14 protein-coding genes and 1 pseudogene are annotated in these 17747 nt (G+C 42.0%); 9 read left to right on the top strand and 6 right to left on the bottom strand.

Going from position 1 to position 17747, the window contains the following annotated elements; genetic code table 11:
• The first annotated feature begins 229 nt into the window (after positions 1–229).
• The 9 genes from araB to ASF99_RS16280 are packed head-to-tail and all read left to right on the top strand — an operon-like array spanning position 230 to position 10012.
• Positions 230–1921 (top strand): ribulokinase, encoded by a 1692-nt coding sequence (araB, locus tag ASF99_RS16315; protein WP_055970043.1) that lies wholly within the window; start codon positions 230–232, stop codon positions 1919–1921.
• Entirely contained in the window at positions 1915–2613 is a 699-nt protein-coding gene (gene araD, locus ASF99_RS16310) for an L-ribulose-5-phosphate 4-epimerase (protein ID WP_053451843.1), read from the top strand. The genes araB and araD overlap by 7 nt, the downstream gene beginning before the upstream one ends.
• Positions 2614–2646: 33 nt before the next feature.
• On the top strand, positions 2647–4134 hold the full coding sequence (gene araA / locus ASF99_RS16305) for an L-arabinose isomerase (protein WP_055970040.1): 1488 nt from the start codon (positions 2647–2649) through the stop codon (positions 4132–4134).
• 43 nt (positions 4135–4177) lie between these two features.
• On the top strand, positions 4178–5704 hold the full coding sequence (locus ASF99_RS16300; RefSeq protein WP_055970037.1) for an alpha-N-arabinofuranosidase: 1527 nt from the start codon (positions 4178–4180) through the stop codon (positions 5702–5704).
• A gap of 1 nt (position 5705) precedes the next feature.
• On the top strand, positions 5706–5945 hold the full coding sequence (locus ASF99_RS17775; RefSeq protein WP_160315905.1) for a DUF6171 family protein: 240 nt from the start codon (positions 5706–5708) through the stop codon (positions 5943–5945).
• A gap of 17 nt (positions 5946–5962) precedes the next feature.
• Entirely contained in the window at positions 5963–6961 is a 999-nt protein-coding gene (locus ASF99_RS16295; protein ID WP_055970034.1) for an aldose epimerase family protein, read from the top strand.
• Positions 6958–8127: a sn-glycerol-1-phosphate dehydrogenase gene (locus ASF99_RS16290; protein ID WP_055970031.1), complete on the top strand. Its 1170-nt coding sequence runs from the start codon at positions 6958–6960 to the stop codon at positions 8125–8127. Before ASF99_RS16295 ends, ASF99_RS16290 begins: the two co-directional genes overlap by 4 nt.
• Positions 8124–9071 (top strand): glycoside hydrolase family 43 protein, encoded by a 948-nt coding sequence (locus ASF99_RS16285; RefSeq protein ID WP_055970028.1) that lies wholly within the window; start codon positions 8124–8126, stop codon positions 9069–9071. The genes ASF99_RS16290 and ASF99_RS16285 overlap by 4 nt, the downstream gene beginning before the upstream one ends.
• Positions 9068–10012, top strand: coding sequence for a glycoside hydrolase family 43 protein (locus ASF99_RS16280; RefSeq protein WP_055970025.1), 945 nt, complete (start codon positions 9068–9070; stop codon positions 10010–10012). The genes ASF99_RS16285 and ASF99_RS16280 overlap by 4 nt, the downstream gene beginning before the upstream one ends.
• A 149-nt stretch (positions 10013–10161) precedes the next feature.
• Here the strand turns inward: ASF99_RS16280 and ASF99_RS16275 are convergent, their stop codons facing one another.
• From ASF99_RS16275 to ASF99_RS17680, 6 genes and pseudogenes are all read right to left on the bottom strand, one after another.
• Positions 10162–11904 (bottom strand): methyl-accepting chemotaxis protein, encoded by a 1743-nt coding sequence (locus ASF99_RS16275; RefSeq protein ID WP_055970022.1) that lies wholly within the window; start codon positions 11902–11904, stop codon positions 10162–10164.
• A 729-nt stretch (positions 11905–12633) separates the two neighbouring features.
• Positions 12634–13281 (bottom strand): hypothetical protein, encoded by a 648-nt coding sequence (locus ASF99_RS16265; RefSeq protein ID WP_055970019.1) that lies wholly within the window; start codon positions 13279–13281, stop codon positions 12634–12636.
• A gap of 145 nt (positions 13282–13426) precedes the next feature.
• Complete coding sequence (locus ASF99_RS16260) at positions 13427–15166, bottom strand: methyl-accepting chemotaxis protein (protein ID WP_055970016.1); 1740 nt, start codon at positions 15164–15166, stop codon at positions 13427–13429.
• A 463-nt stretch (positions 15167–15629) separates the two neighbouring features.
• Positions 15630–16697, bottom strand: a complete 1068-nt coding sequence (locus tag ASF99_RS16255) for a hypothetical protein (protein WP_055970014.1) — start codon at positions 16695–16697, stop codon at positions 15630–15632.
• 290 nt (positions 16698–16987) lie between these two features.
• Entirely contained in the window at positions 16988–17329 is a 342-nt protein-coding gene (locus tag ASF99_RS16250) for a hypothetical protein (protein ID WP_055970011.1), read from the bottom strand.
• Positions 17330–17411: 82 nt separating this feature from the next.
• Positions 17412–17747: pseudogene (locus ASF99_RS17680) on the bottom strand (hypothetical protein); the annotation flags it as partial.

Below are 17747 nucleotides of genomic sequence, written 5' to 3'. Positions count from 1 at the left end.
TAATAAATAGAAAAAAACGTAAATAATTGCGTATTTCTCTGAAAAATGATTGCTAATTCCTAAATAATTGATACAATCATAGTGTAAGTTATACGTACAAATTTATTGTTTATTTAAGTTTTCTGCACAAATTTTGATTATTTGTCCGGATGAAAATGAGGGAGTGCCCACACACTTTATTTTTTCTTCTGAAATGTAAGCGTATTCTTTTTGGGAGTAGGGTGATGAAATGTCGAAATATACAATCGGAATTGATTATGGCACGCAATCAGGTAGAGCCGTCTTGATTGATGTCGAAACAGGTCATGAAGTGGCGACTGCAGTCAAACCATATACACATGGAGTAATGGATCAATTTTTGCCTGATGGAAAAACACGGCTTGAACATGACTGGGCACTCCAACATCCGCGTGATTATTTAGAGGTCCTAGAATTGACGATCCCCGCAGTTGTCAAAGAGGCAGGTATTACGAAGGAACAAGTCATTGGGCTTGGTATCGACTTTACAGCTTGTACGATTCTACCGATCGATGTCGATTTAAATCCGTTGTGCTTCCGTGAAGAGTATCAAGATAATCCGCATAGCTATGTGAAGTTGTGGAAGCATCATGCAGCTCAAGATGAGGCAGACGCTTTGAACCGTATTGCGAGTGAACGAGAAGAACCTTTCTTAAAACGCTACGGCGGAAAAATTTCATCCGAATGGATGATTCCGAAGGTCTGGCAAATTCTAAACGAAGCACCCTCCATTTACGAAGCTGCTCACGAAATTTTAGAAGCGACGGATTGGGTCGTTTCTCAGTTAACTGGAAAAGTGGTACGCAATAGTTGCACGGCCGGTTATAAAGCGATCTGGCACAAACAGGAAGGCTATCCTTCTAAAGAGTTTTTCAAAGCGTTAGATCCACGACTTGAGAACGTAGTCGAGGAGAAGCTTTCAAACGACATCTCACCCATTGGGGCCAAAGCAGGAGAATTAACAATATCCTTTGCAGAACGAATCGGTCTCCTTCCGGGAACTGCCGTTGCAGTAGGTAATGTAGATGCTCATGTTGCAGTACCTGCGGTTGGAATCACAGAACCCGGTAAGTTGTTGATGGTGATGGGAACGTCTACTTGTCATATCCTGCTTGGTGAAGAGGAACAGGTCGTACCCGGTATGTGCGGTATCGTCGAAGATGGGGTCTTACCAGGGTTAATGGGATATGAAGCTGGTCAGTCCTGTGTCGGAGATCATTTCGAATGGTTCATCGAAAACTGTGTACCAAGTGACTATTTGCAAGAAGCGAACATTCAAGGTGTTAGTACGCACCAATTATTGACTGATAAGGCAACGATGCAACGCGTCGGTGAACATGGATTGATCGCTCTTGATTGGTGGAATGGAAATCGTTCTACACTGGTAGATACGAATCTGACGGGAGTACTTCTAGGTGCAACATTACTGACGAAACCAGAAGATATCTACCGCGCATTGATCGAAGCGACTGCTTATGGCACGCGAACGATTGTTGAAGCGTTCCGAACAAGCGGTGTTCCCGTCCACGAAGTATACGCTGCAGGAGGAATTGCGGAGAAAAATGCCTTGATGATGCAGATTTATGCCGACGTCCTAAACATGGAAATCAAGATTTCAGCCTCTTCTCAAACTCCAGCTTTAGGATCTGCCATGTTCGGTGCCGTAGCCGCAGGAGCAGAACGAGGTGGTTATGCCACCATCACTGAAGCAGCGACGAAGATGGGACGTGTAAAAGAAAAAACATATCTTCCGATTCCAGAAAACGTTGAAGTGTATGAGGCGCTGTTTGCTGAATACACGAAGCTATACGATTATTTCGGTCGTGGAGAAAATGATGTGATGAAGCGATTAAAGAAAATTAAGGCGGAAGCGTCACGTCAGAAAGGGGAACCAGTATGGTGAGTCGTCAATTAAAAGAAGAAGTGCTTGAAGCGAACCTAGCATTACCGAAGCATGACTTGGTCACCTTTACGTGGGGGAATGTTAGTGGGATTGATCGAAATGCGGGTTTGGTCGTCATCAAACCGAGCGGTGTCCCGTATGATGCTTTGGCGATAGAGGATTTGGTCGTAGTCGATTTAGAAGGCAACGTCGTCGAGGGCAATCTTCGTCCATCTTCTGATACGCCAACACATTTGGCTTTGTATCGGGCTCTGCCTGAGATAGGAGGCATTGTCCATACGCATTCCCCTTGGGCGACGAGCTGGGCGCAAGCAAAGCGAGCGATTCCTGCCTTTGGGACGACACATGCCGACTACTTTTACGGAGAAATTCCGTGTACACGTGAATTATCTGATGAAGAGATCGAGACGGCGTACGAGCTGGAAACCGGAAACGTCATCATTGAGACGCTGAACGAACTGCATTTAGAACCTGTTGCCGTACCCGGTGTACTGGTCGCAAATCATGCACCTTTTTGTTGGGGCAAGGATGCGGATGAAGCCGTACACAATGCAGTCGTACTTGAGGAAGTAGCCAAGATGGGTATTCATGCCTTGAATCTGAATCCAGGATTAGCACCCATCAAACAAAGCATCTTAGATAAACACTACTTGCGCAAACATGGAGAAAACGCCTACTACGGTCAGAAATGATAGGTGCACATAGCTAGATGAGGGGGATTTTAAATGTTGACAGCAAACACACACGAATTTTGGTTCGTGACAGGAAGCCAGATGCTCTACGGTGAGGAGGTACTTCGTCAAGTCGAAACACATTCGAAAGAGATCGTCTCAGGATTAGATGCAGCGGATGTCTTCCGAGATCGAATTGTTTACAAGGGAGTCGTCAAAAATGCAGAAGAAATTCGGCAGATGATGTTGCGGGCGAATGCTGATGATGCCTGTGCCGGTGTGATCACATGGATGCATACCTTCTCACCATCGAAAATGTGGATCAGTGGGATGCGTGTGTTACAAAAACCTTTGCTTCATTTTGGAACACAGTTCAATCGTGACATCCCGTGGGATGCGATCGATATGGATTTCATGAACCTCAATCAGTCGGCGCACGGTGATCGTGAACATGGTTTTATCACAAGTCGGATGAACGTGAAGCGAAAAGTACTCGTCGGACATTGGGAAGATGAACTCACACGCCAAAAGATGTCATCTTGGATGAATGTGGCACATGCGTTAGCGGAAAGTAAGAACTTAAAGGTCGCGCGTTTTGGTGACAACATGCGGAATGTAGCGGTGACGGAAGGTGATAAAGTCGAAGCCCAGATTCAACTGGGCTGGACGGTCGATGGGTATGGTGTCGGTGATCTCGTCACCTATATGAATGCGGTATCGGAGTCGGATTTAGATGACTTGATGGAAGAATATCGCACGCGGTATGAAATGACGAATACTGGAATGGAAGAAGAAGCATTCCAGGAATCGGTCCGCTATCAAGGGCGCATCGAACTCGGCATGAAAGCTTTTCTTGAAGCAGGTGGATACACGGCCTTCACGACAACCTTCGAAGACCTACATGGCATCAATCAACTACCTGGACTAGCCGTCCAACGATTGATGGAGCAAGGGTACGGGTTTGCTGGAGAAGGAGACTGGAAAACCGCAGCACTTGTTCGACTTATGAAAATCATGGCGAGCAACGAACGGACATCTTTCATGGAAGACTATACTTATCATTTTGAACCAGGCAACGAGATGGTACTCGGAGCGCATATGCTCGAGATTTGTCCGACGATTGCGGTCGATAAGCCTAGAATCGAAGTTCATCCTCTCGGAATCGGAGATCGTGAAGCGCCAGCGCGGATGGTATTCGAAGGACAGAATGGCAAGGCATTGAACGCTAGTCTGATTGATTTAGGACATCGCTTCCGTCTCTTGGTAAACACAGTTGAGGGCATCCAACCTGAGGAAGCAATGCCGAATCTTCCGGTGGCACGTGTTCTATGGAAAACAGAACCATCGATGGCTCAAGCTGTCGAAAACTGGATCCAAGCCGGGGGAGCGCACCATACTTGTTACTCGTACGAAGTAACAACTGAACAATTGCGCGACTTCGCAGAACTTCTGAACATTGAAATTGCTGTTATCGATAAAGAAACGGAGACGGTTCGATTTAATAATGAGTTACGTTGGAATGAACTGTACTATCGACCATAATTTATTGGGACCTTGCTAGGTCCCTTTTCTTGGAGGAGATACTATGAATAACCAACTCGTCACATCAACGTTAAATACAAAAGAAGCGGCAACACAATTGATCGTCAACGTGGATTTACCAAAAGGTAAAATCAGTAAACATATCTATGGACACTTTGCGGAACACCTCGGGCGTTGTATTTATGAAGGTCTTTGGGTCGGTCCGGAGTCGACCATACCGAATACAGATGGCATTCGGAACGATGTACTAACAGCATTGAAGAAATTGAACATTCCGGTCTTACGCTGGCCGGGTGGGTGCTTTGCAGACGAATACCACTGGAAAGATGGTATCGGACCGAATGAAAACCGAAAACGGATGGTCAATACACATTGGGGTGGCGTCGTTGAAAACAATCATTTCGGAACCCATGAATTTATGCGTCTTTGTGAACTACTAGAGTGTGAGCCTTATATTTGTGGAAACGTGGGAAGTGGAACCGTCCAAGAGATGTCTGAATGGGTGGAGTACATGACGTTCAATGGTGAGTCACCGATGGCGAACTGGCGTCAGGAGAATGGCCGTATAGAGCCATGGTCGCTTACGTATTTCGGTGTTGGTAACGAGAACTGGGGTTGCGGTGGAAATATGCGTCCGGAATATTATGCCGACCTATATCGACGCTATCAGACCTATGTGCGTAACTACGATGGCAATCAACTCTACAAGATTGCTGGTGGTGCAAACATTGATGATTATAAATGGACTGAAGTTCTTATGCGTGAAGCGGGTACGATGATGGATGGTCTCAGCCTTCACTATTACACGATCCCAGGCGATTTTTGGTTAGGTAAGGGATCAGCGCTAGACTTTACGGAAGATGAATGGTTCCTCACCTTGAAACGTGCTTATTACATGGATGAACTGATTACAAAGCATGGACAAATCATGGATCAATATGATCCAGAGAAGCGGGTCGGTCTCATCATCGATGAATGGGGAACATGGTTTGACGTTGAACCAGGAACAAATCCAGGCTTCTTGTATCAACAAAACTCTATTCGGGATGCACTCGTCGCAGCAATTCACTTCAATATCTTCCATAAGCATAATGACCGTGTTCACATGGCGAATATCGCGCAAATGGTCAATGTACTTCAAGCGATGATTTTAACGGAGGGAGACCAGTTCATTCTCACACCGACATACCATGTCTTTGAGATGTATCGTGTCCATCAAGATGCTGAACGTGTCGAGCTAGCAGCCATCACGCGTGACTATGTAGCCAAAGAAGAATCGATTCCTTCTGTAAACGCGACAGCTTCTCGTGATGCTGATGGTGTATTGCATATTAGCCTCTGCCAGCTCGATCATCAAAACAGCGATAAGGTCGAAATTGATCTGCGAGGAATGGGTACGATTTCGGACGTATCAGCGCGCATTTTAACAGCAGATCATCTCAATGCCCATAATACATTTGAACAACCAGACGTGGTTGCGCCACGTGAGCATGAGGTCAAGGTGACGGAAGACGGGAAGCTCATCATGGATGTTCCAGCGATGAGCGTCATCACACTGGCGGTTCGCTGAGATGAAAGTCGTCGAGACAAGACGGTGTCGTACTTGTCCTCCAACAGAAGTAGACACTGATTGGTTATTGACCATCGACGCGGAAGTCATGGCACAAGTCACGGACGCTGAATATCAGGAACGTCTTCGTCAATGTGCAGTCTGTTCGTTTTACCAGGACGATACCTGTTTGAAATGCGGATGCTATGTCTCTTATCGGGCACGCCTTGCAACGAAGCATTGTCCGGTGAAGGTTTGGTGAAAAAGGAGCGACTTGAGATGGAACGACAAGAAGTAATAGATCAGACGGCATTTACGCTCGAGAACGATATGTGTCGTTTACGTATATTGACATATGGAGCAACTCTGCAAGAGTTTTCGATTCAAGATGAGGGATGGAAAAACCTCATCTTGTCTTACGATACGGTTGAGGAATACATGACAGACACATATTACTTGGGCGCGACGGTCGGCCGTGTGGCTGGGCGAATCGAGGACGGAACATTCGATATGGACGGTGTAACGTACCATCTGTCTCAAAACGAAGGGAAGCATCATCTTCACGGAGGAGACGGTCTTCACTGTCGATTCTGGAAAGTGGAAGACGTATCCAATACGCATCTCATTCTTCGGTATGTAAGTCCTGATGGTGAGAATGGCTATATGGGTGCACTCGATGTCAGAGCTTCGTTTGTATTGTTAAAAGACGGTGTCAAGATTACGTATCAGGCAACCAGTGACACAGATACAGTGGTTGATATGACAAATCATACGTATTTCAATCTAAGTAGCGGAAACCGAGATGTCTTACAGCATGAATTGACGTTACCGGCTAATCAATTTGCTGAGCTTCGAAATGATTTGATTCCTACAGGTCGCCTATTGGATGTCGATCAGACCCCTTTCGACTTCCGATCAGGACGAATGCTGGGAGATGGTCCAGCTTCAAGCCATCCACAAAATCAACTCGTCAATGGTTATGATCATCCTTTTGTATTCGACGACCAACGAAAAGCGACGCTGTACGATCCTGAAAGTAAACGCTCCTTGATGTTGTCTACGACTGCACCTGCTCTCGTGCTCTATTCAGGAAACCAGATGAATGAAGAAACGATGTTACGTGAGGGACGCTCTCGAAAATATTATGGTGTTTGTCTGGAGCCTCAACATCTTCCTGACGCCGTTCATCACAGTAATTTTCCTTCTATCCAATTATCGGCGGGGCAGACGTATCACTGGGAAACGGAATATCGTGTCGGGAAAGGAGTCAGTCGATGAACCTCGAACAGATACAAAAGCAGGTTGCCACATGTTTTTGTGGAAATCCACACCATCCGATTTCGATTGAGCAAATCAATGCCTCGGAAAAGGTGTGGCAATCGCTAGTCAAGTTTGTGCAGAAGAAAGAGTGGCGGCATCTTCTCGTCATCGCTGATGTCACTACGCAGACGGTCGGTTATTCCCCGTTGCAGAAAGCATTGATGACGGTAGGAATTGATGTCACCTTAGTCACGCTCTCACCGAACAAACAAGGGGACGTCGCAGCTGATGAACTAGCAGTTGTACAAGTAATGCTCGAGCTGAATGATAGTGTGGATGCATTGATTGCACTTGGAGCAGGTACCATTCATGATGTGACGCGGTTTTGTGCTGCGAAAGCAAAAATCCCATTCTTATCTGTGCCGACCGCTCCTTCAGTGGACGGATTTACTTCAAAAGGAGCCCCCTTAATCATAAGAGGGAAGAAAATCACCTATCAGCTCGTCTCACCAATTGCAGTATTCATCCCAAGCGACATTATCCGTGATGCACCTCGTGCGTTAGTGGCGGCAGGTGTCGGCGACATGCTTGGGAAGTACACCTCCTTACTGGATTGGCGTTTTGGTGCCTCTGATGGACAAGAACCCTTTTGTCCTGTAGTTGCTCGATTGACAGAACAAGCTTTATTCGATTGTGTAAAAGCTCTACCAGATATCTATGCAGAAAAAGCGGAAGGTTTAGATCAGCTGATGGATTCATTGATTTTATCAGGAATTGCGATGTTGATTTTTGGACACTCACATCCTGCATCTGGTGGAGAACACCACCTCTCTCATTACTGGGAGATGGACTTCTTGACACACGAACGTCCGGCGGTCTTGCATGGCACCAAAGTTGCAATTGCGACGATGGAACTCATCGATACCTATAAAACGATGATTCAAGAGCAGTCTACTGTACCGAGGGAGATGGAGGAGTGGGCGACTCAGCTCCCGACACGACAGAAGATGGAGTCCGTTTTTAATTCGTTACAAGCCCCGATTCGACCAGAGGAAATCGGTATTTCACCCCTTCTCCTGGCGAGTAGCAAGAGAGAAGCGTATCGGCTTCGCGAAAGACACACCCTGTTAAAACAGTTGAGCTTACAAACGACCCACTTTGAAACAGAGGAGCGTTCATTATGACAGAGACAATCGTAAATCCAATCGTAGAACAACGCGCGGATCCATGGATCATGCGTCATACAGATGGCTATTATTATTTTACGGCGTCCTTACCTGATTTTAGCGGGATTCCGCTACGTCGCGCTCAGACGCTCGGGGAATTGACTGGAGCAGAAGAGAAAGTCGTGTGGAAGAAGCGCTCCACTGGAATTATGAGTGCCAACATTTGGGCGCCAGAATTGCATTATATTCAAGGGAAATGGTATCTCTATTTCGCGGCGGCACGTGAAGATGCTATTTTTGATCATCGCATGTATGTTCTCGAGAATGTTTCATCCAATCCGTTGGAAGGCGAATGGGTGGAAAAAGGACGAATCAAGACATGGAAAGAATCGTTCGCCCTCGATGCAACAACTTTCGAGCATGAGAACCGGTTATATTACATTTGGGCTCAGAAAGATCCTAAAATTGAAGGGAATTCCAATCTCTATATTTCTGAAATGGAGAATCCTTGGACATTGACAGGGCCCCAGACCATGATTGCAACACCTGAATATTCATGGGAAAAAGTCGGCTTTCTGGTGAACGAAGGACCTGCTGTTATGAAGCGGAATGGACATATATATGTGACGTTCTCAGCAAGTGCAACAAATCATAACTATTGTGTAGGTCTTCTTCGTATCGATGAAAAAGAAGATATGTTAGATGCCACTCATTGGAAAAAATACCCGCAACCCATTCTTACGACAAATGAGTCAATTCGTGAATACGGACCAGGTCATAACAGTTTCACGACACTCGCAGATGGGACCGATATAATTGTCTATCATGCGCGGAACTATAAAGATATCGAAGGTGATCCATTATGGGATCCGAATCGCCATACGTATATACGACCATTTTCTTGGCAGGGAGATATGCCTATTTTTAAAAACAGGATGGTCAACAAGGAGGTCACACGATGAACCAGACAGAGGATCGGAATCTTGTTTTAGAGCAACGGGCAGATCCATGGGTGTATCTTCATTCTGATGGTTATTATTATTTCACAGCATCCGTTCCCGAATACGATCGAATCGAATTGCGTCGTGCTAAATCTCTTCATGAACTAAAAGATGTAGAAGCGGTGACAGCTTGGGTCAAACCTGATACTGGTCCGATGAGTGATCTGATTTGGGCACCCGAATTACATCATATTCATGGGAAATGGTATCTTTATTTTGCAGCTGCGAAGTCACGTGAAATTGTAAACGGACTCTTTGATCATCGCATGTTTGTGTTAGAGAATGGTTCGGACAACCCGCTAGAAGGCGAATGGATAGAACGAGGACAAATTGAAACACAGTGGGATTCATTTGCCCTTGATGCGACCGTGTTCGAACATCAAGATGTTCATTACTTAGTATGGGCACAAAAAGATCCTTTCATCGAAGGGAACTCGAACCTATATATCGCTTCTTTAAAGAATCCTTGGACCATTCAAAAACCGCAAGTCATGTTGACAAAGCCAGAGCTTGATTGGGAGACAAAAGGCTTTCTGGTGAACGAAGGACCTGCAGTCCTGAAGCGTCACGGACAAATCTTCATTACGTATTCTGCTAGTGCAACGGATGAGAATTATTGCATGGGTATGTTGAGTGCTTCAGAAGACGATGATCCACTGAATCCGGATGTTTGGGAAAAGTCATTGCGGCCAGTCTTCGCGACGAACGATGCGGCTAGCCAATATGGACCAGGACATAATAGCTTTACGATAGATGAGCAGGGACGCGACGTTATTGTCTATCATGCACGGACCTACACGGAAATTGAGGGTGACCCTTTGTACGATCCGAATCGTCATACACGGGCACAGATCTTTACGTGGGGTATTGATAAGAAGCCATATTTTGATAAGCCGATTTAAGTAGAATCAATACTAGCTTTTTACTCATATGAAATATAGTGAATGTCGTATACGCGGTGTCGAGTTAAACGGCCATGAAGTCAAAACAAAACATCCCCTTTGTAGAGCAATTCTACAAAGGGGATGTTTTTTGGTGAAAGATATTACCCTTAAATCTTAAAGCGATTTGTCCCTTTTTCTAAAACATCTGTCGTTTCGTTTAAAGTGACAACTAAGTCATGCAAAGCGGTGACCGTACCAATCATCTGTTCTGATGCTGCAGCGACTTCTTCGTTTCCTGCAGTATGTTCCTCGGCGACGGATGCAATCTCGCTTAACGCGTGACGAATGCGATTTTCTGATTGAAGGACGTTCTGCATTTGACGCGCCATATGTTGTGAAGACTGGGACACGACATCGACGTGTTCTGTCAATCGACTAAAAGATTGATCCGTATCAAGGATGGATTGCTTACCGGCCTCTGTCTCACTGACTGTCTCAGTAAAACTTTTTTCCATCGATCGAGTACTGATGAGGACATTGTTTACAATAGAGGAGATTTGACTGACGTTTTCTGCAACGTGCATGGAGAGATTCTTCACTTCAGAAGCGACGACGGCAAATCCTTTCCCTTGCTCGCCGGCACGAGCTGCTTCGATCGCAGCATTCAGTGCCAGGAGATTGGTTTGTTCAGAGATATCACGAATGATAGAAATGAGACCTTGGATTTCTTCTGATTGTCGATTGAGCTCTTGCACTTGATTCGTTGAACGTTGGACGTGAGAATGGATGACGTTCATTCGCTCGACAGACTGATGCATGTGAGCGCGACCCTCTTGTGTCAATTCATTCATCTCGATCGTAGCGTTATTAATATTCGTGCTGACTTCATCCGTACTCTGAATCAAACCTGCGAACGCATTCATCTCTTCGTTGAGAGAATGAGTCACGTGAGTCTGGCTCTCAGTTCCTACAGCAATCTCTGTCATCGTATGCGCGATTTGCGTCGATCCGTCGAGGACTTCCTGTGAACTAGAGTCGATGGTTTCACTAGTTTGAGTGATCAATGTAGAAGTTTTTTTGATTTCGCCAATCATCTTACTCAACATGTCGTTCATGTCTTGCATCGATACTGCAAGGGAGTGGACCTCATCGTTCGCGCTCACCTTCAACTCTCGCAATCGAAGATCCGCATTTTTTAAATCACCTGCTGCAATGAATTGAGCGACCTCTTGGAGCGTACGAATTGGATCAAGCTTGCGCATAAGAATCCACCGTAAGTAAATCAATGTGATGCCAAGGAAGAGGATGAGGCCTAAAAAGAAGAGCGGGAAGTTTTGTTTAGCGAGAGCCATCGTGAGTTCATGGACCTCATCTGCTGAAATATCCCCACCTAAAATACCAATAACGCTGCCGTCAGTGGATTTAATCGGAACAAAAACACTGATATATTTACCGTATTTCTTGTCTTCGATGATATCAGTAGCGTGTGTCTTACCTGAAAGAACGTCTTTTACGTCTTTATAAGAAGCGCCGGTTGAAGGTTCTCCGATGTCACTTGCGCTCTCCGAAGAGCTACCATCTACCATGAGCTTTACGTGATCATCTTCTACGAGTGCGGTATACGTATATAGAAGACCATTTTGCAGACGCAGATCATCTAACTGAGAACGAAGCTTCTCATAATCTGTTCCTTTTTCGGGTTGAGCGAGAAAACGCTCATATAATGTAGGATCAATTTGTTTTGAGATCCTTTGGAGATCTTGGATAGCTGTCTTTTTGAGAGTAGACAGTGCCGTTTGTGTGGTGTTGAAATAGAGGGCGACGTTACTGAACAAGAAAAATAAAAGAAGAATCATACCGATAATAAGGGATAGTCTGTTTCTTAAAGAATGCGTACGTTTGTTTTGCATACAAGTCCTCCTGAGTTTTTTCCATACAGACAGTAATATCGGTATATGTTATCAATTGTTTAGATTATCCTTTAAAGTAAAAATTTTCAGATAGTGAAGCGAGTGTAAAGTCTTTTGTCAACACTAGTCACTTGATAGACGAATGTAAATAAAAAAAGCCACATTACATTATTAAAGAGGAGTCGTTCCAAAAATCATTGCAGTTAGTAATTTTTCCTCTACCTTTTAAGTATTCATCTACAACTAAAGCAATCTAAGAGATTCTCGTGTTGGAAGCAAAAGAAATGGAGAAACATATACTTTTAAAAAGTATATGTTTCTCCATAGGTTTCTATCTGTTGCTTTATCTAATGCTGAGTTAATCTTACTGAGAAAGTTCAGTTTTTTCTCTTTGGTTTTGTGTGGCAGCACGAAAAATAGACCGATTTGATAAGAGTGGTTTCAGTAGTAATTGAAGAATAACAGCCTCGATGATAGATAAAAGAATCAAAATAAGTACAGAACCGATGTGCAATGCTTCATTTAAATAACACACGTTTAAAATAAATAGTAAAACCAAATGAACGACGAAAGTAATCTTATCCAAAGGATATACCTCCTCCCATGTGACCGATTCATCTGCCTAAAAACTTAAGGTACGAATCAGCGAACGGATGATCAAATAAATATGACATATTACCGTGTATACCCTTCTTCTAGACAATTCTATCGTTCAAAAGTGACGAAAAATTAGTCAGTGAGAAATGATAGCGCATTTTTCCAATTCCCAAATCTTAGCTTGATCATTGGAACAGATGGTCCTACATTATTTTTTAGCCATTTTCGATATTGCGTTATGGTGAGGTTACACGTATTAAAATCTATTTGGGCAGACTCCAGGGCTTTCAGACAATTTTTTTTCGATTGGGCCTCACCTGAAAGATATCCATGGTAAGTTAAAGCTAGTTTCCAGCTCCCGTGATGATGTGTAATGTTACTAGCACTCATCATAGAAGGGTATTTTTTTCTCAATTCAGTATACTGACGTACAGTAAATGAAGGACCGATTTTTTTAGAACATAAGTGTAAGCTTTCTTCTATTGATAATTTGTTCTGAATCAATATTGGCTTTTCTTTTGGGGTACGACTAATTGATGTTTTTTGTGGCTTAGCAGATGCTTTTATCACGCCACTTTCAATTAAAAAATTCTTCCACGTTCCGTAAAGTTGAAGGACTTCTTCATATGGTGGGTATGGAAGGAATTCCGTAAGAGTGATGTAATGGCTTGCCTTTATTGGCGTAGTATGAATTTGCTGAAGTCCTTGAATTAAACGGACCATTTTTTCTTTCTGAATAGCAGGAGAAAGTGAAGAAAAAGAATTTAGCTGTTCAGTCATATTACGATAAATCCCTTCTATTATTTATTACTTACGAGTGTTTTAAAAAAACTTTAATGGTTCATAGAGTTTATCTTAAAAAAAAAATTAAAAGAAACGGAAAGGTGCTTTAAATTTTAAAGGTCACCTTTCCGTATAGAAAAACTTAAATATCAAATTTTTTCGATTCTGATTCCAAATGATTCGTTCGCTCATTCAAGTTTTCTACTAAATCGTGCAATGTAGTGATGGTAGCAATCATCTGCTCCGATGCAGCTGCCACTTCTTCATTACTTGCTGTGTGTTCTTCTGCAACTGCAGCTATCTCCTCAAGCGCCATTCGGATTTTTTGCTCAGAAGCTAAAACATGATTCATTTTCTCAGTCATATGTCTGGTTGACGTAGAGACGTCTGTAACCTGAGTAGATAGATTCTCAAATGTCTTATCCGTTTCAAGAACAATTTGCTTACCACTCTCCGTTGCTTGCACTGTAGTAGAGAAACTCTGTTGCATTTGAGCGGCACTCGTCTCGATTGAGGTAACGATTGAGGCGATTTCACTTACACTACTAGCAACATGACTCGACAGATTTTTCACCTCTGTAGCGACTACAGCAAATCCTTTACCTTGTTCACCAGCTCGAGCGGCTTCAATAGCTGCGTTAAGCGCAAGAAGATTGGTTTGTTCCGAAATACCACGAATGATCCCGACTAAAGCTTGAATATCAGAAGATTGTTGTTTCAACTGCTCGACCTGATCGGCAGATTGAACGACTTGTTGATGAATGTGATTCATTCTTTCTACTGACTGTTGCATTTGGTCACGTCCAATTTTTGTTAACGAAGCCATATCTATGGTTGTCTCTTGAATGGTCCGACCAGATTCGGAGGCAGTTTGAATCAGCGAAGAAAAACTTTGCATTTCTTCATTTAAAGACAGTGTGACATGGGTCTGGTTCTCTGTACCGATTGCGATCTCTCCCATTGTACGCGCAATTTGTGTAGAACCATCTAATACTTCTGTCGTGCTGTGATCGATTGAATGACTGGTCGTCGTGACAAGATTTGATGTTTGTTTAATATCAGCAATCATTACTCGTAGCATCTCATTCATGTCACGAATGGAGATTGCTAACGCATAAATTTCATCTTTTGAAGGAATAGTCAAATCCGTTAATGTTTGTTTTGCTTGTTTAAGATGTCCTTTAGCAATTAGGTCTGCGACTGATTGCAATGTTTCGAGCGGTCTTAACTTTCGTCCAAGAACAATATATAACAAGGTAAGCGTTCCAAGAAGTAACAACAATAATAAGCCAATAAAGAGAGGAAGGTTTTGTTTTAACAAAGAAGTCGTTAATTCAGTGACTTCTTTTGCAGCAATATCTGTTCCTAAAATACCAATGACTTGACCCGAAGAACTTTTCAAAGGTACATACACACTGATGTACTCGCCATAATCAGGATCTTGAATGACATCAGTCGCAAAAGTTTGTCCTTTTAAAACATCTTTCATGTCTTTTGCTTTTGCTCCAGTCGCAGGGGAATCGATTTTTACAGCGTCCTTTGCAGGTAATCCATCTACTAAAAGATGAACTTTATTATTTTCTACTCGTGCTGTGTACGCATACATTAAGCCATTTTCCTTGCGAAGGGTATTTAATTGTTCACGTAATTGGTCGTACTTTGCTGATGGCGTTAGTTCATTTAGAAAGGATTCATATTTCTCTAAATTAATTGTATTTGCAATACGTAACGCATCTTTTTCAGCTGTAGCTTTTAAGGTAGATAATGCAGTCTGTTTAGTATTAAAGTAAAGTGATGCACTACTTATAATAAAAAATAAAGTAAAGATTAGTCCGATAATCAACAATAATCGAGTGCGAATGGAGTGTTTTTTCCCGCTCATGCTCAACCTCCTAAATAAATTAGTAACGAGAGTATAGTTCATATATCGGACTGGATGATGAAAAAGTAAATAGTATTTTCAATCACATATATAACTATTTATACATCTTTAAATTCGGGTATATACTAAACTATACTATTCTTAGTTTAATACGATAGAAGAAAAAACGACAACAAGCATTATTTCTAGCAATCTATAAGGAGGATTTGAAAATGTATTCTTATTCAGTTTCTGCTTATCAATCTAAATTCATTTTTGAAAACGAATTAAGAAGAAATGCTTTGACTACAAAAACTGCTAAGATCAAATTGTTTTCTTGTTTAGGATGTCGAACATTGATTCTATCAAAAACAGATGATTTGATTACCCATCATTGCTGTGGAGAAAAGAGGAAGTTCTTATGAGTCAACCACAACTCATTGTTTAAGATAGTTGAATGAACAAACGAAGCAGAAAGTAAGAATTATGACATTATTGTGTTCTTTTTTTCTGATATCCATTCCCATTTTATGTTCTTTCCTTTTCCGATACATCGTATCTGACCTTTATTTCGCAAAATACGCAACATTTTTTCGACAAGCTGTTTACCTGCCTCAGGATGATGTTCTAGCAACTGTTGTTTTGTGAAGGGTTCCGATTGGGACGTTATAAACGTAAAAATTTGCTCCATCTTTATTTCGGAAATGGAACGGTTTTTATAAGCATTAATAAAGCCGCCTATTTCTTTGTAAGCTGTTAGAACAGTTTCTAAGTAGAATTGAGTCCATTGATGTAACGGTAAGATCGCATCGGCATCTTGATCCTTAAATCTTTGTAGAAAGCTGTCATGAAAACTGTCGTAGGATTCATTAAATTGTCGATCGAGTGAAAAGTAACATTGGATTCGATAATCAAATTGGTGAAGTAAGTAGATATTCAACAGCCTCATGAGTCTTAATGCATCATAATGACCTCTTATTTGTTTAAAGAATTTATGGAGTAATAAAGGAATTGCAATTAAAGGATGCATTTTTTGGACTTCAATTGATGATTGAAATTCAAAAAATAACTTTTGAAGGTCAGCTGTAGAAAGACATTGACTAGTCGACGTGATGGAGTGGGGAAGTAAAGGGTTCTCAGGAAATAAACTTGTTTTTTCATTGAATTGGTTTGTAGTCAAATGCTGATTTATTTCCTTATGAATAATATACACGATGCGAAAATCATAAACTGAATAGTCGATGTGATGATCATGTATATAAGAGAGGGCATCACGATGGCCAGCGAGCTCACGTTCTTGTATATGAAAAGGGACATATGTGTTTCTTACCAGTTGAATCATACGTTCTTCCGCTAAATGTATAGAAGTCAAATTATTTAATGCTTGAATCGTTAATAGATTTGCTTGTCTTTGTAAATGTTTCATTAAAGAAGGGTACTGCAACTCTTTTTTATGTAAATGATGGTCATAGAATTCAATCTCATGAACGAATTCTAAAAGGTGTATATTCTCTTTGTAAGAATTCGTTGCACTTAGTGAATCAACTTTCATTATGTTCCTCCATTATTCTAAGTATAAAAATTATCTAGTCTATAATATTTTATCATTATTTCAATTATTTTGAAATTACTGTTGTAAACTCGATTAACTATATCAAGATTTAACTAATAAAATTGTCTTTAAAAGGTTTAATTATTAACTCTCTGGGAATATATTAGTAATGTTATTTCATTTGATTAAACTTGATGACTTATTTGTACCGTGTCAGCAAATGAGCATCGATATAATCAAACTCCCATAAAAGCGAGAAGTAGTCTAAAGACTACTTCTCGCTTTTTAAATTACCTTGAATAATTCATAAAGAAATACTGAAGTAGGACAATTACTTCGTCTATTGGCTCATGAGCAGCTAATACGATTTGATGCTTGCTTCCATTTGAGAACTCGAGATAAAAACGCTTCTCAAGCGTCGGAAGACTTAGATGATAATGAACTTCACCAACAAAAATCCGAGCAGATTCTAATTGTTTAGGGCTCGTTGAATAGTGTGAAATTGGTTCATTGAAGTATATCTTAACTTTCGCCGCATTCGCTGTAGTGATGATATTTTCAAAAACAAAGCACTGTATAAAAATATGTTTCTCTAGGTGACTTGTAAGTTGATCTCCTTTGATGAGTTTCAATGTTGTTCACCTCTCTATCGTAAGTAAAAGGACATTAGTAAATAATGTCCTTTTCGAATTGATCATTTGCTGTATTTTTTGTTTAAAATTGATTGAAATCAGGTGGTGGGTCGTTGGGTCTACGTGAATCCTTTGGACGATCAAAGTTAGGACTTTTATGATCATTCGGGTCGATCGGGTAATCATCTTGTTGTGCTAAATCGTTTTCTGGCAATGCACCTTTTGGTGTACCATGTGTCGTCTCATCCGTTGAAGATGAACGCGCTGAACGTGGTGCACGATCTGGTGTGACATCATCTGCTGCTTGCGAAGCTGCACCTTTTGCTGCATCTTTCAAGCTCGGTGATGAAGAAGTCGATGCTGACTTACTTGGAAGGTTCGATGTGTCAACTTCCGTGTTCTCTGCTTTCTTTTGCAG

It is taken from the genome of Exiguobacterium sp. Leaf187 (assembly GCF_001423925.1).
Taxonomy (GTDB): domain Bacteria; phylum Bacillota; class Bacilli; order Exiguobacteriales; family Exiguobacteriaceae; genus Exiguobacterium_A; species Exiguobacterium_A indicum.
The sequence above is the reverse complement of the archived record's forward strand: the minus strand, read 5'-3'. Positions and strand labels throughout refer to the sequence as shown.